This is a genomic window from Bradyrhizobium sp. HKCCYLRH2060 (assembly GCF_051168135.1).
Lineage (GTDB): Bacteria > Pseudomonadota > Alphaproteobacteria > Rhizobiales > Xanthobacteraceae > Bradyrhizobium.
Genome location: NZ_JBNPUK010000002.1, coordinates 62,313 through 80,359 on the forward strand (window position 1 = coordinate 62,313; position 18,047 = coordinate 80,359).

The following is an 18,047-nucleotide window of genomic DNA, read 5'->3' on the forward strand; positions in this document are numbered from 1 at the left end:
TGCGGAAGCGCATCGGCCCTGCGTCGGACGTGATGCGCCGCGCCTCACGCCCGTGCGCCGCTGTGTCGCGCGTTCTTCTGACGCGCGCTACTTTGTCGCACCTCGCTATATGCTCGGAGCAATCGGGCCAAAAAAGGCGTGGGGGAGTCCGCAAATATGTTGTTCTCGGGACATCGCGGATCTGTGACAGATGCGCCGCGATCGCGTGCCAAGTGATTGATTTCTGGCGGCAAGCAGCAACTGCGCGGTGCGGCGACCGGGCGCGAATTGCATCTTGTCGTCAAGATGCTGCCTGCATCTCGCCGGTGAGTGGCCGGTCTCCAGCGATCAGACGCAGGGTTGGTCTGATGCTGTCAAGGCTGCCCGGCGACGCGGGCGCGCGGCATTGTCGCAGCGCCATCGCTGGAAAAACGCCACGATGGATTGTCTGTCGGGGGAGTTAGAGGCAAAGGCGCCTGGGCGTGTCGGCCGACCTCGCCGTGCGCCGTTCAGGACGGCGGCGCGGCCTGGCGCTGCGCCAGGAGCGCAGTCCTGATCTTCTGCAGCAGTGTGGTGTAGAGCTGATTCCAGGCCGGGTCATTCTGCCCGTTCGCGTCGAGCCCTTGCTTGGTCAGGCCCAGGCTGATCCGGTAGACGGCGAGGGCGCCGTCGATGTTGCCGAGCGGAAGGAAGGCATCGCCCAGACTCTGATAGGAATTTGCAAGCGCCTGCTGCAGCGACGGGTCGTTGGCGATCGTGTTGGCGAGATGGGTGATCAGCGCGGTGTTGGCGCGACGCTGCTCGAAGGCTTCGGCATGGCGGCCCTGGGCGGTGAGCACATCCGCCAGCAGAGCGTGGCACCAGGCGAGGTCGCGCTGAAAGCTGAGATTGCCGCGATGGGCCGCGGTCAGCTTCCGGATGATGGCGAGGCTGGCGGAATAGGCGGCATGCGCAGCCTCGAGGTTTCGCTGAACGAACAACACGGCGCCGATGCGGTTCAAGGCGACCGAGAGGTTGCGTTGAAACCCGGCGTCGTCCGGATTGGCTGCGGTCAGGTACCTGACGATGGCGATGCTCTGCTTGTAGTTCTGCAACGCGTCCATGAGATCGCTGGCGGTGGCTGCGCGATCGCCTTCCGCGATCCCGGCGGCAGCCTGATCCAGCAGCCTGCCGGCGGCGACCGTGACGCCGACCGCAAGGCCCCCGCGGGCGACATCGCCGCGCGGGCGTTCCAGCAGCGCGGCGAGCGCGACTGGCTCGTCGCTCTCCACGGATTCCGGCGCAGACTCTGCTCTCGAGGCTCGATCCCGATCAAAGGGCGCAGGCGGCGCCTGCTGCTGAGAGGCGCGCGGTTGCGGACGCAATCCCCGTCCGAAGCCGGGAATTCGGCGCAACATGCCCTCGACCTGCGCGGCCGTGATCAGGCGCGTGCATTCGAACTGCCGGGACGTGCCCTGCCATCGCGGGCACCACAGAAAGTCCTCATGGTCGAAGCGATGACGGGCATCATTCCAGCAACTGTTGCAGGCGTGATGGTTGATGACCCGATAGGGGGTCGCAAACTCGTTGGTCGGGTGGGTGAAGCCGCTGATAAGCACGACCGGAGTGCCGACCGCCCAGGCCAGCCATGACAGCCCCGAGGAAAGGCCGATGAAGAACGCGGCGTGCTTGAGCCAGCGGGCGCGCTCGGGCAGCGGCCGGTCGCCGGTCTGATCCTCGGCTTCGGCAGGAATCTGCGTTCGGAAAGCGCCGTGGCTGCGCTCCGCGGTCTGATCGACGCAGATCACGCGATAGCCGGTCGCGCGCAGGAAGGCCACGACGCTCTGCCAGCCCTCCGGATTGTTCCAGTGCTTGCATGCGGTCGTCGCCTGCACGGCGATGCAGACATAGGGGTCCTCGATGGGACGGCTCTCTTCGCTCAACGCGACGCGTGGCGGCTGCTCGGCCGGATCGACGCCGAGAATATGAGCTGCTGTCCGATGCAGACCGACCTGCCGGAAATCACAGGGATGATGCACGAACTCGGCATCGTCGAAGAACAGCGCGACCGAGTAGGTCGCGTAGTATCGCTCCGCCTGGACCGTGTCGTGGCTGAGGAACGTGATGTCTGGGTAGGCGGCGCGGAACAGCGGGATCAGCGGCTCGCCCATCGCACAGCTCAGGCGGCATCGATGCAGGTCCTTGAACTTCACCACATAGCTCATCCAGCCGATGATGTCGCCGATCGTGCCAACCGGGAATTGGATCAGGACGTCGCGGTCGGTGGCGTCATAGTCGTGGCACAGCAGCAGCTCGGGCCCTGACCACACTTCCAGCCTGAACGGGACGAAGTAGCGCTTGCTGCTGTTGACGTGCCCAGAGCGCAGGTCGATGTCGAACAGGACGTTGGCGGTCTCGAGATCGCTCAACCGGACGCGCCAGGCGTGTCCGGTGTCGGGCAGCATGACACGACAGCCGTCGTTGAAATCGAAGCGCAGCCCTTGGGGACCCTCCTGGGTCGGCATGGCCGCTGGCGGTGGCAGTCGCGGCTTGCGTGCCTGATCAGACGCCTCGGTGCGGGCGCCGGGCTGGGCGGACGGTAACGCACTCGTCGGCACCATCGCCGGGTCCGAGGTGCGGAGAAAATTTGCAACGTTCATGTTGAGGTGCCGACGCGGTCTGCGTTCATTCGTGAGCGATGGCGCCGACCGCGGCGGTTCGGTCTTGTTACTCCACGAAGGCGCGGCGCCACTGATCGAGAACCGGCTTCATCAGATAGCTGAGCATCGTCCGGCTGCCGGTTTGAACGTAGACTTCGGCCTGCATGCCGGGCATCAGGTTGACGTTGCCGAGCCGCTTGCGCTCCTCGTCGGATAGCGTGATCCTGACCGTGTAGAAGGTAGAGCCGGTTCGTGGGTCATTGGTGATGTCAGGCGACACGAACGAGACTTGGCCGCTCAATTTCGGCGTGGTGCGCTGGTTGAAGGCGTTGAAGTGGACCATCGCATCCTGCCCGGTGTGGACGTGATCGATGTCCTTGGGCTGGACGTGCCCTTCGACCTGCAGTTCGTCCGAATCGGGGACCAGCTCCATGACGGTCTCACCCGGCTTGATGACGCCGCCGATGGTGTGGATCGCGAGCTGGTGGATAGTGCCGGAGTTCGGCGCGCGCATCTCGATGCGATCGAGCTGGTCGCGCGCGGCGACGCCCTTCTCGACCAGATCGCCTTCCTTGGCCTGTGACTCGCTGAGATCCTTGACCACCTCGCTGCGGAAATCCTGATCGATCTTGACGGTCTGGAGCTCGGCTTCGCTGATCTTGGACCTCGTCTCCGCCACGCTGGACACCAATTGGCCGCGTTCACCGTCGATTCGAGCGGCTTCCCGCTGCAGCGTAGTCAGTCGCGTCAGTGGAACGAGCCGCTTGTCATAGAGCTCCTGCACGCCGGCCAGCTCGCCCTTGATCAACTCGATCTGCTTGTTCTTGGATTCGAGCTGGGACTCCATGCCGCTGATCTCGTTGTTCAGCTGGACGATGCGGCCCTGCAGCAGCTCCTTCTGGCTCTTGCGGGTCGTGGCACGGGCCTTGAACAGCGCGTTCTCCGACGCGATCACGGTGCGGACATTCGGATCGTCCTGACGTGAGGTCAGAGTGGACGGATAGTCCGGCTGATCGAGACCGTCACGCTCGGCCGAGAGCCGTGCAATCTTGGCGCGCTGCTCGTTCAATTGCTTGGTGATCGCCTGGAGCTGGGCTTGGCTCTGCGTGGCGTCGAGCCGCACGAGCAGATCGCCCGCCGCGACGCGCGTGCCGTTGTCGACCTTGATTTCCGCGACAATGCCGCCTGTCGGATGCTGAATGGCCTTCACGTTGGATTGCACCACGAGATTGCCGGGGACCACGATCGCGCCGGCGAGCGGCACGAGGGTCAGCCAGCCGCCGCCGAGAACGGCGGCGACAAGCAGCACCCGCAAGCCGAGACGCAGCTCGTTCTCGAACATGCGGCTGACGCGCGGCACCAGCGATTCGTCCGAGCCGTCGTCGAGATCAGCCGCCGTTCCTTGCGTCGCAATGAAGGTCATGCCGGTGGTCAAGGCCGTGCCGGCGGTGCCGACCAGGCGGCCGACCCGGGTTTGCGGAACGACGGGCGCATGCGCCAGGCGGGCAGGGAGGTTCTGCTGTCCTATCGGTCGCGGCGCACCGACGCCGAAATTGCCGTCGCGCCGCGCATCCTGCAGGTCGAGCACGGGCGCCGAATTGCCGCCCGCCACGCGTGCAGGCGGATGGCGCGGCGGCGGCGATAGCTCCGGCTCGTAGCCACGCATCGGTGCGGGCTGCTGCCAGTCCATCTCGCGGATGCCTTCACCGCGGCGTGCCCGGGGCGCCTGGGCACCGAGACCGAACAGCGACAGCGACGCACCGAGGGCGCGGCCCATGGTGCTGCCCTTTTTCTTCGAGCGCGGCTTCGGCCTGCCCTGCGACGGCGGCGGACGCCGGCGCTTCTTGCCGCCGTCACGTGCACCGCGGCGTTGTCGCGGGTCCTCGTCGGAGCCGTCGTCGAATGCGCCCTGCAGCCGCTGCAGCTCGAGGATCAATGCGTCGCCCTGCGGACCGACCGCGCGAGTCTTCGGTCGTACATAGTCGTCGTCGTCGAACGGCCTGAAGTCGTTGATGTGTTTCATTGATCAAGCGCTTTCTGCTGGGGCGGCGCGACGAAGCGAGCGGGCGTTCGGATTTGGCGCCGCTGCGGGAGCAGCAACCCTGGGCGGAGCGGGGGCATGCGCGACGGCAGGTCCCGCGGCCTTGTTGGCCCCGGCGACTCGGGCAAAGATCTCCTGGCAGGGACCGAATGCGATCGCCTTGCCCTCGTACAGCACCAGCGCCATGTTGAGCGCATTCAGCGCGCTGGGACGGTGCGAAATCACGATCACGATGCTCTGGTTCTGCTGCCGCATGATCTGAATGGCGCGGCTGAGCGCGTTCTCCCCGTCGGTGTCCAGATTGGCATTCGGCTCGTCGAGGACGATGAGAAACGGATCGCCATACACCGCGCGGGCCAGACCGACGCGCTGCCGCTGACCGGCCGACAGCGACATGCCGCCTTGGCCGATTCGCGTCGAATAGCCCTCCGGCAGCCGCAGGATGATGTCGTGCACGCCGGCGATCTGCGCCGCCTTCAGGATCGCATCCGAGCTCGCATTCTCGTCGAAGCGGCAGATGTTGTCGGCGATGCTGCCATCGAACAGGGCAACGTCCTGCGGCAGGTAGCCGATATGGCGGCCGAGATCCTCGTTGCTCCATTGGTCGAGCGCTGCGCCGTCGAGGCGGACGGATCCATGCTGTGCAGGCCAGATGCCGACCAGCGCCTTCGAGAGCGAGGTCTTCCCGGAGGCACTCGCGCCGAGCAGCGCCAGACCCGTGCCTGCCTTGATCGAGAACGACACGTTTTGAACGATCGGCCGATCGGTGCCCGGCGCGGTGACCGTCAGCTCCTGTACGGTCAGCTCGCGGAATGGGCGGGGCAACGCGACCGGCGGCGCTTCCGGCCTGGCCGTGGCCTTGCAGATATCACGCAAACGCGCGATGCCCTGGCGCGCGGCGACCAGCTGTTTCCAGCTGCCAAGTGCGATCTCGATCGGGGCGAGCGCGCGGCCCATCAGGATCGACGAGGCCATCATCACGCCGCCGGACGCCTGTTCGGAGACGACGAGCGCCGCGCCGATACCGAGCATGCCCGACTGCAGGATGAAGCGCAGCACTTTCGCGGCGGCCCCGAGATTGGCGTAGACATCGCTGGCGCGAATATTGTCCTTCAGATAGCGCTCGTTGACGGCGTTCCAGCGTGCCGAGAAGCGATCCAGCATTCCGAGCGCGCGAATCACCTCGGCATTGCGCTGGGTGGCATCGGCGAGAACCTGCCGCGCGGCGCTCGTGTCGCTGGCGGATTTGCTCGCCTGACGCGACAACCGGTCGGTCACCAGCGTCATCGAGATGATTCCGGCCGTGCCGATGACGGCCGTGATGCCGATCAGCGGATGAAACAGAAACATGCCGATCAGGAAGATCGGTATCCACGGCATGTCGAGAAAGGCGGTTGGTCCCATGCTCGACATGAAGGCGCGCAGCTGGTCGAGATCGCGCAGCGGCTGCTGCATCAGCATCGGCTTGGTGCCGCGCAGGGGCAGGGTGGCCAGAGCGTGATGAATCGCGTCCTGCAGGCTCGCGTCGAACACGGTCGCCACCCGGCACAGCATGCGGGTGCGCAACGCGTCGAAATAGCCCTGAATCAGATAGACGGCCAGAATCATCACCGACAGGCCGACGAGCGTGGCGAGATTTTTGCTCGGAACGACGCGATCATTGACCTGCATCATATAAACCGAGCCCGAGAGCATCAGGATGTTGATGACGCCGCTGAACACGCCGATGCCGGCCATGCGCTTCACAGCCTGGCGCAACCCGCGCGTCACCGGATCGTCGCTTCCCGAGAGAAGGTCGTTGAGGGCAGCCGCGGCTTTCGTTCTCGGGCGCTCTTGAGCCAGACTCATCCAGGCGCGTCTCCCAAAACACAGTGCTTCACTCCGCGCTATTGACAGTCGATACCGACGATTTTCCGGCAACAATTGGACATGTGGGCAATTCCGTCGCAGCGTCGCGGGCACACGACCGGCGCGAGACGCAATGCGCCGGGTCGGCTCTGAAAAGTTGTGGCGTCGTTCGGAGCGATCGGGTCTGTGCGAAATCTGTCCGCGATCGTCGATGGTTGCAGCGTGATAACAGCCATCGGCACGCGACGCGCGTCACACATTCGTCCGTCTATCACCTTGGTTCCGTACTCATTGGTCGCGGTCCGGGCCGAATGACGCCACGAAGCCGAATAAATCTTCCTGCGGTGCAACGCACAGGCGTTGTCATCTCGATCATGCGGTATTCGATGATGGTGCGGAGAACGATCATGATGGCGGCGGCAACACGAGGACATGCGGCCCCGCGCACCAATCCAGGACGTGCAATCAGCTCGGCCAGGCATGGCGGCCGACGATGTGTTCTATCATCGAACGTGCGGCCGCTGTGGAACCAGTGACCCGTCAAGCATCGGGCGCACGAGATCAACATCAGCTCCAGGGAGGACCAAGCAGATCAGTCCGCGTGCAATCCGAGCAACTCGTCACCGGCTCGGGCCACGGCAGTTGATCAACCATAGGCGTGATCCAACCGGTCACGCTCAAGCGTAGCGGGGCAACGATTGGGTGCAGAACGGCGCCGTAACGCCGAAGTCGGACGAAGTTGCTCACTTAGTAAAGCGTATCCGGGGGACGACAAAGTTGCTGAACGACATCACCATCGAGACGCGTGATGCGGGAATGGATTCGGGTCGAGGGGCGGCCCGCAGGAGTGAATACTTCATCATCCTGCGCCGGATCGGTCCGCTGAGACGAAATACGGTCGCCAGGTCGGCGGTAAATCGCGCCGATCGCGTGCGCGCAGCTCTGGAGGCGCACGCATGAAGATCCGCAAGACCGACTATGGAACGATCATCCTGCACTGGACCCTGGTTGGGGCCACTGTGATCGCGTTCTTGACGGGGCTTCGCATGGCGACCGAAGCGCCTGGACACGCGTGGATCGCCAACAATCTCGACTGGCTGCTGCCCCGGCACCGGACCTGGACCTGGCACATGCCGGCTGGGGTCGTGCTCGCGAGCGTCGCCGTCGCCTACATGATCTATATCTCGAAGTCGGGGCTCGGTCGCCGCGTCACCATCGACAAGATGCGCTTCAAGGGCCTGCTCGGCCGCCGGCCGGCGCGGCTGGGCTCGATCAGTGTGATGCTGCACTGGGTGCTTTTCATCTCCATGGCGATCCTGATCGTCACCGGAGGCATGCTCTTCTTCGGCGTGGCCTCCGGCTACGTCACCATGATGATCCACTGGTACGCGACCTGGGTGATCCCGGCCTTCGTGGTGCTGCACGTCCTGGTTCATTTCAGCATCGGCGGAAAGATGCAGCTCTATCGCGTGTTCCGGCCGGCGCCCTTGCCGCCGCCGCCGCCGAAGCTCGATCCCGTCGAACTGCTCACGATGCTGGTCGAGCAGTCGGAAAAGCTGGAGGAGGCGGAGGCGCCTCCGAAGCGGCCTGCGCCGGCCGCGCGGCCTGCAGCGCGTGAGCCGATGCCGGCGCCGCGGCGCATGGAGGAGCCGCTGCGGGCACGTTCGGAGCCGCGGGTGCCGCCAAGCCGCATGCGTCCGCCGCCGGCACCTGCCAAGGGCAAATCCCGTCGCCGCAATCCGAGCTTCCAGTCCAACCCGTTCATGGTCGCGATCGCCGCGGCCATCGTGATCGGTTCGGCGATGTTCGCCGCCGACTACTACGCCGAGGACACCGTCACGGTGTACCGAATCGCGACATCGGATGCGCCGACGCTTGACGGCGATTCGTCGGATCGTGTCTGGCGCAACATCCAGCCGCACATGGTGACGACCAACCAGGGCGACAATTTCGACGGTACCGGCGAATCGCGCGTCTGGATCAAGGCCGCGCATGACGGCACGTGGGTGTATTTCCTCGTCATCTGGGAGGACCCGACGCGGTCGCTGAAGCAGTTGCCGCTGATCAAGAAGGCCGACGGCTGGCATCTGCTGCAGAACGGATTCGACAAGGGCGACGAGAACGACTTCAACGAGGACAAGTTCTCGCTGTTGTTCACGACGCTGCCGATCACCCTGGCCGCGGACCGAACCTTTCACATGAGCTCGCAGCCGATGCCGGACAAGCCGCCGACGCTGTCGGGTCGCGGCATCCACTACACGCCGGCGCCGAATCTCTATGCCGACGCCTGGCTGTGGAAGGCGACGAGCGGCGGCCCGACCGGATGGATGGATGATGATCATTTCGGTCCGCCTGCAGAACCCACGCCGGATCAGGTCAAGGGACTCACGCCCTACAAGGGCGGGTTCGCACCGGATCCGGGGACCGCGAACTATTCCGACAATTTCGTGATCGACAGGGAGGCCGCAAGACTGGGGAATCGGGGCGTGAGACCGAAGCGCCTTCCGAAGGACGTCGCCGCGATGACCGCGGCGATGGGCGAGATCAATCTCGATCCGAACATCGGCGAGAGCGAAGGCGCACGCTGGTTCATGACCGAGGCCGAATCGGTGCCGTATTCGGCCGAGGCGGATGCCCAGACGCCGATCGGGACCGTCGTGCCCGGTGTGCTCGTCAGCGGCGAGTTCACCGGCGATCGCGCGGACATCCGTTGCGCAGCGCGTTGGGCCGCGGGCCACTGGACGCTCGAAATTGCCCGCAAAATGGACACGAAAAGCAAGTACGACGTCCCGATCAAGAACGGTGTCTTCATGCGAGTCGCTGCGTTCGACCACACCCAGATCCGACATACGAGGCAGATCCGGCCGATGCGACTTGAGGTGCAGTGATGGGTAAGATTTGCAAAATCCAGTACAACAGGGAAACGTTCTACGCGAATGTGGGCGATATCCTGCTCGACGGCGCCATCAACAGTGGCGTGGATCTGCCCCATGACTGCCGCAGCGGAATCTGCGGCTCCTGCAAGGTAACGGTCGTCGACGGCAAGCTGTTCGGCGGGATGGAAGGCGACATGGCGCATGCGTGCCAGGCGCGTGTCGTGTCCGACCTCAAGATCATCACCGAGCCCGTGCCGGATACGGTGACGATGAATTGCGAGGTGGGCGATCTCGTGCGGCTCGCGCCCGACGTCGTCGGCGTCACCCTCGAGATGCCGAAGCCGCTGCGATTCTTCCCCGGGCAATACGCCAAGGTCCAGTACCGCGGTTTTCCGACGCGCTGCTACAGCCCGACCTATCCGATGGTCGGCGCGCCCGACAGCCATTTGCTGTATCTGCACATCCGCATCCTGAAGGATGGCCTGGTGTCGTCGGCGCTCGGCCGCGACATCCAGGTCGGCCATCGCGTCAAGCTGACGGCGCCGCTGGGCACCGCGTTCTTCCGACAGAAGCATCGCGGCCGGATCATCCTGGTGGCGAGCGGCACCGGCTTCGCGCCCATGTGGGCGATCGCTGTCGCCGCCATCACCGAGAATCCGAAGCGCGAGATCGTCTTCATCGTCGTGTCGCGCACCTTGCAGTCGTTCTACATGCATCAGGCGTTGTGCCGCCTGGCGCGCTTCCCGAACGTGAAGATCATTCCGATCGTGTCGGAGCCGCAGAACGTCTCGCCCGCGATTCGCAGCGGCCGGCCGACCGAACACATGCCGGAGCTCACGCCCAACGACGTCGTCTATACCTGCGGCGCGCCGGCCATGACTGAGGCGGTCGCGAAGATGTCACGCGCGGCCGGCGCGAAGTGTCATTGCGATCCGTTCGTGTCGTCGGCGCAACCTTCGGAGACCCGCGGCGGACTGATGGATCGTCTCGCCGGATGGCTCGACAGCCAGCGCGGCCGGCCGGCGATGTTCCAGCCGGCCGAATGACATCGAGGAAGCCACGGCCCGTGGCCGCCTCGCGAAAGTCTAGCCGGCCACGAAGCTGAGCAGGGTGCCCGTCGCTGACGCCGGCGGAACAACGAGGCTCGCGCCGCTGCGCACCGCCGCCGCGCCAAGCGCCTTTTCCGTCGTTGCGAGATCATGTGAAGCCAGCACCAGGCCGGCGCCGCCGCGCTCCGGCAGGCCGGCGAGCGACACGCCGGGATAACGCGCTGCGAGCTGCTCCCGGGTCAAGAACACGAAATCGGCGCGATCGCCGCCCGAGGTCACGGTCACGGCGCCGTCGGCCTCGGCTCGCCCGTCGCGATCGATCAGGCGCGACAGATGGGCTGCGTCCTTGGTCGGATCCGGCGTCACGATCAGGGCCTGCTTCAGCTGCTTGGCGGCGTTGGCATGGCGCATCAATTCAGGAATCCAGACTGTTTCGCGCGTCTTGTGCTGGCATGCGAAGATGCGCAGGCCGCCCGGAGCCTCCGCGACCGGCCATTGAAACACCCGGAATTTCGCTGCCGAGATGGAGCCGTCGGGCAGGGGCACCGGCCGTTCGAAATCGATCGGGCCAATCGGCTCAAAACCCTTGGCGCGGATTTCCTCGGCGCCGGCCGCCGAGTCGATCGCGGTGAAGGCGATGCGCTCGATGCCTTCGCCGCGCTGGGCGAGGAAATTGCGGGTCGGAACGTTGTGGTCGGTCTCGGCGAGGATGCCGAGCAGCTCGATGTAATCAGGATCGAGCATGATGGTGTAATTGCCAGACCCCATCTTGGCGCTGTGCGTCCCGCGCGGAGACAGCGTAAAGCCCAGCCGCTTCCAGGTCTCCGCCGCCGTGTCGAGATCCTTCACCACGACGACCGCGTGATCGATACCGATGACATTCTTGAGGGCCACGCGTTTGTCTCCTTGCAGCGAAGTTGGCATATTGGCGGCCGAACTATGCCCAATCGACCCATGCGCCGCAACCGGCGCGGATGGGCGCTCGGCGCAAGGCAAGACCGTCTTCCTGGAGGGCGGTCGATCAGCAGGGATGAGCTGTTCACGATGAGCATGACGATGGAAAACGTTCAATGGCCGCCGTCCTTGTGGGCTGCGCAGACCCCGTCTGGACCTGACCTGTCCGAGCTTCAGGGCAGTGTGCAGGCCGATGTCGTGATCATCGGCGGCGGCTTCACCGGATTGTCGACGGCGCTGCATCTGCGCGAGGCCGGTGTCGATGTCGCGATCGTCGAAGCCATGGAGCCGGGCTGGGGCGCCTCGGGTCGGAACAACGGCCAGGTGATCCCGACACTGTCGCGCCCGGATCCCGAGGATCTCATCGCCCGTCACGGCGCCGCCGGCGAGCGCTTCGTTGCGATGCTGCGCGACAGTGCCTCAGCGCTGTTCGAGACCGTCAGGCGCTACGGCATCGACGCCGAGCATGAGCAGGCCGGCTGGGTCCAGCCGGTGCATACGCCCGGCCGCATCAAGATCGCCGAGCGCAGGTTCAAGCAGTGGTCGAAGTTCGGCGCGGAAGTCGAGCTGCTGTCACGCGACCAGACGCGCGACATGCTCGGCTCGGATGCATGGCATGGGGGCTTCTGGAACAGGACCGGCGGTCACATCAATCCGCTGGCGCTCGCGCGCGGGCTGGCGCGAACCGTGCTGAGCCTGGGGGGCCGCATCTATGCGCGCTCGCCGGCGATCGATTTCGAGCGGCGCGGGAATCGTTGGATCGTCCGCACCGCGCAAGGCGAGGTGTCGGCGCGCGCGCTGGTGCTGGCGAGCAATGCCTATAGCGGCGAGTTCTCCAAGGCTCTCGCACCCGAGATCGCGCATGAGGTGATGCCGGTGCTGTCCTGGCAGATGGCGACGCAGCCGCTGTCGGACAATGTGCGGAAGACCATCATCCCGGCGCGGCAGGCGATGTCCGATACTCATGGTGAGCTCTATTTCGCCCGCTACGATGCGAGCAACCGCCTGGTGACGGGCGGCGCCGTGATCGGTCCCGGCAACAAGTCCGAGCGGCTGAAGGCGAGGGTCGCCGAGCGCCTGCAGCGCCTGTGGCCGCAGATCGGCGAGGTCCGGTTCGACTATGTCTGGAATGGCTATGTCGGCATGACCACGGACTACATGCCGCGAATTCACCGCCTCGGTCCCGATGCCTATGGCTGGACCGGTTGCAACGGCCGGGCAGTCGCACTGACGATCCCCCTCGGTGCGGAGCTTGCGAAGGCGGTGCGCGGCGTGCCCGCGAACGAGCTGGCCTTGCCGTTCACGGAGCCGGTCACCATTCCGGCGCACGCCCTGCTGCGTCCATTCGCGCCACTGATGCTGCTCCTGTACCGGTACCGCGACGCGCGCGAGATCGGCTAAGACGTGGGATGTTGGGTCCGGGCGAAGTCGCCGCCCGGAATGGCCTCCAGCAGCGCCTGCGTATAGGCATGCTGCGGGTTGCCGAACACGTCGTGCGTGGGCCCATGCTCGACGACGACGCCGTCCTTCATGACCGCGACCAGATCGCAGATCTGGGCTGCGACCCGCAGGTCGTGCGTGATGAAGATGATCGACAGGTCGAGCCGTTCGCGCAGGCTGGTCAGCAGCTTCAACACCTGCGCCTGAACGGAGACGTCGAGCGCGGACACCGGCTCGTCCGCGACCAGCACCTTGGGCTTCAGCGCCAGCGCGCGCGCAAGCCCGATGCGCTGGCGCTGACCTCCGGAGAACTCATGCGGAAAGCGGTCGGCGGCGGACGGGTCGAGCCCCACCAGGCTGAACAGCTCGCGCGCCTCGGTCAGCGCCTGCGCTCGCGCGGTGCCGTGCACGATCGGTCCCTGCGCCACCAGCTCGACCGCCTTGCGCCGCGGATTCAACGAGGCGAACGGGTCCTGAAACACCATCTGCATCTGCTGGGTTCTGTTTCTGACCTCGCTGCGCGAGAGGCGTGCCCAGTCCTCGCCGTCGAGCAGGATCGTTCCTGTGTCGGGGTCGATCAGGCGAATGATGCAGCGGGCGAGGGTGGATTTGCCGGAGCCGGACTCGCCGACGATGCCGAGCGTTGCCCCCTTCGGCAGTGAAAGCGAAACGTCCCTGATTGCATGGGTAGTGCGCTCGCCGCGGCCGAGGAAGCCGCCGGTGCGATAGGTCTTCGAGATACCGGAGATGGCGAGGATCATCTGGTCCGATAATCTGCGTGCCGGAGGGGCCGCCACGGGTGGCACCGCAGCGATCAGTTGCCTGGTGTAGTCATGCTGCGGCCGTTGCAGGACATCCGCCGCCGCGCCCTGTTCGACGACGCTGCCATGCTGCATCACGACGACGCGGTCGGCGATCTCGGCGACGACCCCGAAGTCATGCGTGATGAACAGCACCGCCGTCCTGCGCCGCTGCTGCAGCTCTCGGATGAGCTTGAGGATCTGGGCCTGCGTCGTGACGTCGAGCGCCGTCGTCGGCTCGTCGGCGATCAGCAGCTTCGGATCAAGCGCCAAGGCCATGGCGATCATGGCGCGCTGGCGCTGGCCGCCGGACAGCTCGTGCGGATAGGCCTTCGCCGCGCGCGGCGGATCGGGAATGTTGACGTCGGACAGGAGCGACAGCACGCGCGATTTGATCTCGGCTTTCGACAGATCGGTATGGATGTCCAGCACCTCGCCGATCTGGTCGCCGATCGTGCGCAACGGATTGAGCGCGGTCATCGGCTCCTGGAACACCATCGCGACCTCGGCGCCACGCATGCTGCGCATCTCTGCCGCCGTGGCGGTGCAGAGATCGCGCCCGGCAAACAGGATGCGTCCGCCGTCGGTGCCCACACCGTCGGGCAGCAGCCGCATGATGGCATTGGCCATCATCGACTTGCCGGAGCCGGATTCTCCGACGATGCAGACGATTTCGTTCTCGGCGACCGAAAGCGAGACCTCGGAGATCGCATGCGTGCGGTCGGCGCCCTTCGGCAAACGCACGCTGAGGCGGTCGACGGTCAGAATGGGCTGTGCGGGACTCATCGCTGTTTCAGCCGGGGATTCAGTGCGTCATTGAGCCCCTGGCCGACCAGCGACACCGCGAGCACAGTGACGAGAATGGCGACGCCCGGGATCGCGGAGACGTACCACTGCACGCGCAGCACGTCGCGCCCGAGCCCGATCAGGTTGCCCCAGGAGGCGACATTGGCGTCGGACAGCCGTAGGAAGGCGAGCGCGCTCTCCAAGAGGATCGCGACCGCCATCACGACACCGGCATAGACGATCACCGGCGGCAGCGCGTTCGGCAGGATCTCGCGCAGGATCAGCTGGGTGTCGCGCATGCCAAGGGTGCGGCCGGCCTGGACGAATTCGCGGCTGCGCAGCGACAGGAACTCCGCCCGTGTCAGCCGGGCCGGTGCCGGCCAGGAGACGATGCCGACGGCAATCGTCACCGTCGTCAAAGTCGAGCCGAACACCGCGACCAGGACCAGCAGCAGGACGAAGTTCGGCAGCGTCTGGAAGGCTTCGGTGATGCGCATCAGGATGTTGTCGACCCAGCCGCCGTAGTAGCCCGCGAGCGCACCGACCAACACGCCGATCGCCACGGCAATGAGCGTGGCGACGCCGCCGATCAGGAGCGAGATGCGGGCGCCGTAGAAGATCTGGGCGGCGATGTCGCGGCCGGAATTGTCGGTGCCGAGCAGGAAGCGCGGATTGGCGAGCGGCCAGATCAGGGGCCGGCCGGCGAGCGCGAGCGGATCGCGTGGATAGAAATAGCCGGCGCTGAGCGCCATGCCGATGACGATCAGCAGGAGCACGAGGCCCAGGACGGCAGCGGGACTGCGGAAATAGCGTTTGACCGCGTCCATGCGCTAGCTCTCCGCCGTGATGCGCGGATCGAGCCGCGCGTAAAGCAGATCGGTCACGAAGTTGACGGCGATCACGAGCAGCGCCGAGACGAAGACGATGCCGAGCAGGGTGTTGAGGTCGCGCTGGACGACCGACTCATAAGCGAGACGTCCGAGGCCGGGCAGCGAGAACACCGTCTCGACCACCACGGAGCCGCCGAGCATCGTGCCGGCCTGGAGTCCGATCAGCGTCACCATCGGCAGCAGCGCGTTGCGCAGCACGTGGCGGGTGACGATGCGGGTCTCGTCGAGGCCCTTGGCGCGCGCGGTGCGGACGAAATCGAGGTTCAGGACCTCGAGCATGGAGGCGCGCATGATGCGGAGATAGATGGCGAGGAAGATCAGGCCGAGTGTCAAGGACGGCAACACCAAGTGTCGTGCGATATCGAGCACGCGCCAGACGCCGGTCGTGACCGCGCCGATATCCTCGAAGCCGCCGGCGGGCAGCCACTGCAGGTAGATCGAGAACACGACGATGGCCATCAGTCCGAACCAGAACGACGGGGTGGCATAGAAGATCAGGCCCACCGTGGAGATCAGCGTATCCGGCCAGCGGTTGACGCCGCGCGCGGCGATCACCCCGAAAACAAGACCGAAGAAGAAGGCAAAGGACAGCGCCGATGTCATCAGCAGCAGCGTCGGTGGCAGCCGCTCCAGGATCACGGCAGCGACGGGCTTGCCGTAGATCGCGGAGAACCCGAGATCGAGACGCACCAGCCGCCACAGATAATTGGCGAGCTGCATCGGGACCGACAGGTCCAGTCCATAGAAGCGACGCAACTCGCGAGCGGTGGCGGCATCGCCGCCGCCCATCTGCGCCATCATCGCGTCGACCGTATCGCCGGGCGCGAGTTGCAGCAGCAGGAAGACGCCGATCAGGATCAGGAACAGGGTGGGGATCGAGGCGGCGAGCCGCCGCCCCGCAAGGCTCAAGATGCGCATGGCCTCATCCTGACGGATTCCGGCTCAGGCGGAAAGCCACAGATCGTGCCAGCTCGACGATCCCCAGCGCGGCGTGTTCGAGTGGTTGCGCGCCTTGGCCGTGATCACGGTGACGAAGATCTGCTCGATCGGCATCCACACCGGCAGCTCGGTATTGGCCTCGCGCACGAAATCGGCATAGAGCGCCTTGCGCTTGGCCGGATCGACCTCGGTCGCCGCGTCATCAATGATCTTGTCGATCTTGGGATCGTCCCAACCCCACTGGTTGGTCCACGGCGCGCCCTTGGGCTGGCCGGAGCGATACCAGACCGTGGTCGAAACCGCGGGGTCGTTGCGGTACTGGTGCCAGCCGGTCGCGAGATCGAAGGCGTGCTCGTCATAGACCTGCTTGAGAAAGCCGCCGCCATCGTTGCGCACGATCTCGATCGCGATGCCGACCTCGCCCAGCGATTGCTGAAGGAAGGTCGACCACAGCGAGATGTCCTCACCCCACGGCGCAGGCAGCAGCCGCAGCGAGAAGCGGGTTCCGCCGGCGCCGGGCTTGTAGCCGGCTTCGTCCAGGAGCGCCGCCGCCTTGGCCTTGTCGTAGGGATATTGCGGCGTATTGGCGCCGGGGTAGAAGTCGGTCGAGGTCGACGGGATCGGACCGGTGCCCAGCTTGGCGAAATCGCCGAGGAAGTTCTCGATGAAGAAGGGAACGTTGATCGCATGCGCGATGGCACGGCGGACCTTCACGTCCGCCAGCTCCTTGCGGCGAACGTTGAACTCGAGCGTGTTGGTGCGCGCGTTGCCCTCATTGCCCTTGGTGGACACGATGAAACGCTTGTCCTTGCCGAGCCGCGCCATGTCGGAGATCGTCAGGCCCGAGAACGGGCTGTAGTGCAGCTCGCCGGCCTCCATCTGCGCCGCCGCCGCGGCCCGGTCGGTAATCACCTTCCACACGATGCGGTCGAGATAGGGTGCGTTCGGCCGCCAGTAGTCGGCATTGCGCTCGGCGATGATATACTGGCCGCGCTCGTACTTCACGAATTTGAACGGACCAGTGCCGATGGGGGCGAGGTTGGCGGGGTTCTGCCTGATGTCGCCGCTCTCGTAGATGTGCTTGGCCGAGACGTAGCCGAGATCGGGCAGGGCGCGCAGCAGCAGGTTGAGCGGCATCGGCCGCTCGTAGCGGAAGATCGCGGTTTGCGGATCTGGCGTGTCGACCGCAGTCAGGAACAACTGCAGGGTCGATCCGTAGTTGAGGATCTTCTTCCACATGTTCATCGCGGTGAAGGCAACGTCCTCCGACGTGAACGGCTTGCCGTCATGCCAGGTGATGCCCTTGCGCAGCTTGAAAGTGACGGTCTTGCCGTCCGGCGTCGCCTCCCAGCTCTCGGCCAGCACGCCGACCGGCTGGCCATTGGCGTCGAGGTCGACGAGGTTCTCCTGGATCTTGCCGCCGATGATGTAGACACCGGTCGAAGCCTGGAGGCTCGGATTGAGCTGGCGCTGCTCGGCGCCGTAGTGAACGTTGAACACGCCACCCTTGCGCGGCGTCTCCTGGGCGAAGGCGCGGAATGGATTGACCACGTTCGCTGCGATGGCAGCGGAGGTCAGGAGGGCGGTCCGGCGGCTGATCTCGAAACGGCTCGAATTCATCAAGGTCTCCCGAAGGCCAAGCGGGACGCTGGCCGATGGTGCAATCGGGGCGAAGATTACGCGGATCGCGGGTCCAAGTCATTTGCGAATTGCCATGCAGTTCTGCGGCATTCTCGTGTGGCCCATGCAGCCGGCGGCACCGTGGCATACATTGCTCGTATACGAACGAATGGGAGAAGACCTTCG

At 65.4% G+C, this 18,047-nt stretch carries 12 protein-coding genes; 4 read left to right on the top strand and 8 right to left on the bottom strand.

The genetic code is table 11. The features are described 5' to 3' along the window. Positions 1-488 precede the first annotated feature (488 nt). The 3 genes from ACQR10_RS04035 to ACQR10_RS04045 all read right to left on the bottom strand — a co-directional run bounded on the left by ACQR10_RS04035 (position 489) and on the right by ACQR10_RS04045 (position 6,507). Complete coding sequence (locus ACQR10_RS04035; RefSeq protein ID WP_434863647.1) at positions 489-2,618, bottom strand: autotransporter strand-loop-strand O-heptosyltransferase; 2,130 nt, start codon at positions 2,616-2,618, stop codon at positions 489-491. A gap of 67 nt (positions 2,619-2,685) precedes the next feature. Next, positions 2,686-4,641, bottom strand: a complete 1,956-nt coding sequence (locus tag ACQR10_RS04040; RefSeq protein ID WP_316215864.1) for an HlyD family type I secretion periplasmic adaptor subunit — start codon at positions 4,639-4,641, stop codon at positions 2,686-2,688. 3 nt (positions 4,642-4,644) lie between these two features. Continuing rightward, positions 4,645-6,507, bottom strand: coding sequence for a type I secretion system permease/ATPase (locus ACQR10_RS04045; protein WP_316178628.1), 1,863 nt, complete (start codon positions 6,505-6,507; stop codon positions 4,645-4,647). A gap of 777 nt (positions 6,508-7,284) precedes the next feature. Here ACQR10_RS04045 and ACQR10_RS04050 point away from each other — a divergent pair. Genes ACQR10_RS04050 through ACQR10_RS04060 form a run of 3 tightly spaced genes read left to right on the top strand, consistent with a single transcriptional unit; the run spans position 7,285 to position 10,429 of the window. Further along, on the top strand, positions 7,285-7,467 hold the full coding sequence (locus tag ACQR10_RS04050) for a hypothetical protein (RefSeq protein WP_315799877.1): 183 nt from the start codon (positions 7,285-7,287) through the stop codon (positions 7,465-7,467). Further along, entirely contained in the window at positions 7,464-9,395 is a 1,932-nt protein-coding gene (locus ACQR10_RS04055) for an ethylbenzene dehydrogenase-related protein (protein ID WP_316215863.1), read from the top strand. The genes ACQR10_RS04050 and ACQR10_RS04055 overlap by 4 nt, the downstream gene beginning before the upstream one ends. Next, positions 9,395-10,429, top strand: a complete 1,035-nt coding sequence (locus ACQR10_RS04060; RefSeq protein ID WP_315799879.1) for a 2Fe-2S iron-sulfur cluster-binding protein — start codon at positions 9,395-9,397, stop codon at positions 10,427-10,429. Before ACQR10_RS04055 ends, ACQR10_RS04060 begins: the two co-directional genes overlap by 1 nt. A gap of 39 nt (positions 10,430-10,468) precedes the next feature. Here the strand turns inward: ACQR10_RS04060 and ACQR10_RS04065 are convergent, their stop codons facing one another. After that, complete coding sequence (locus ACQR10_RS04065) at positions 10,469-11,326, bottom strand: VOC family protein (RefSeq protein ID WP_316215862.1); 858 nt, start codon at positions 11,324-11,326, stop codon at positions 10,469-10,471. Between the two features lie 150 nt (positions 11,327-11,476). Between ACQR10_RS04065 and ACQR10_RS04070 the strand changes: the two genes are divergently transcribed. Then, a complete protein-coding gene (locus ACQR10_RS04070) occupies positions 11,477-12,787 on the top strand; it encodes an NAD(P)/FAD-dependent oxidoreductase (protein ID WP_316215861.1) in 1,311 nt (436 codons plus the stop codon). Here ACQR10_RS04070 and ACQR10_RS04075 read toward each other — a convergent pair. From ACQR10_RS04075 to ACQR10_RS04090, 4 genes are read right to left on the bottom strand one after another with little or no spacing between them, the layout of a single operon-like run. Further along, positions 12,784-14,412 (bottom strand): ABC transporter ATP-binding protein, encoded by a 1,629-nt coding sequence (locus ACQR10_RS04075; protein ID WP_315799882.1) that lies wholly within the window; start codon positions 14,410-14,412, stop codon positions 12,784-12,786. The genes ACQR10_RS04070 and ACQR10_RS04075 overlap by 4 nt on opposite strands. Continuing rightward, on the bottom strand, positions 14,409-15,239 hold the full coding sequence (locus ACQR10_RS04080) for an ABC transporter permease (RefSeq protein WP_315799883.1): 831 nt from the start codon (positions 15,237-15,239) through the stop codon (positions 14,409-14,411). Before ACQR10_RS04080 ends, ACQR10_RS04075 begins: the two co-directional genes overlap by 4 nt. A 3-nt stretch (positions 15,240-15,242) precedes the next feature. Continuing rightward, on the bottom strand, positions 15,243-16,220 hold the full coding sequence (locus ACQR10_RS04085; protein ID WP_316215860.1) for an ABC transporter permease: 978 nt from the start codon (positions 16,218-16,220) through the stop codon (positions 15,243-15,245). 24 nt (positions 16,221-16,244) lie between these two features. Next, the gene (locus ACQR10_RS04090; protein WP_316178640.1) at positions 16,245-17,861 is read right to left on the bottom strand and encodes an ABC transporter substrate-binding protein; all 1,617 of its coding nucleotides are present in this window, start codon (positions 17,859-17,861) and stop codon (positions 16,245-16,247) included. Positions 17,862-18,047: the final 186 nt, after the last annotated feature.

Coding starts and splice junctions, on each gene's coding strand:
- ACQR10_RS04035 (WP_434863647.1), bottom strand. CDS start 2,618: ATGAACGTTGCAAATTTTCTCCGCACCTCGGACCCGGCGATGGTGCCG.
- ACQR10_RS04040 (WP_316215864.1), bottom strand. CDS start 4,641: ATGAAACACATCAACGACTTCAGGCCGTTCGACGACGACGACTATGTA.
- ACQR10_RS04045 (WP_316178628.1), bottom strand. CDS start 6,507: ATGAGTCTGGCTCAAGAGCGCCCGAGAACGAAAGCCGCGGCTGCCCTC.
- ACQR10_RS04055 (WP_316215863.1), top strand. CDS start 7,464: ATGAAGATCCGCAAGACCGACTATGGAACGATCATCCTGCACTGGACC.
- ACQR10_RS04060 (WP_315799879.1), top strand. CDS start 9,395: ATGGGTAAGATTTGCAAAATCCAGTACAACAGGGAAACGTTCTACGCG.
- ACQR10_RS04070 (WP_316215861.1), top strand. CDS start 11,477: ATGAGCATGACGATGGAAAACGTTCAATGGCCGCCGTCCTTGTGGGCT.
- ACQR10_RS04075 (WP_315799882.1), bottom strand. CDS start 14,412: ATGAGTCCCGCACAGCCCATTCTGACCGTCGACCGCCTCAGCGTGCGT.
- ACQR10_RS04080 (WP_315799883.1), bottom strand. CDS start 15,239: ATGGACGCGGTCAAACGCTATTTCCGCAGTCCCGCTGCCGTCCTGGGC.
- ACQR10_RS04085 (WP_316215860.1), bottom strand. CDS start 16,220: ATGCGCATCTTGAGCCTTGCGGGGCGGCGGCTCGCCGCCTCGATCCCC.
- ACQR10_RS04090 (WP_316178640.1), bottom strand. CDS start 17,861: ATGAATTCGAGCCGTTTCGAGATCAGCCGCCGGACCGCCCTCCTGACC.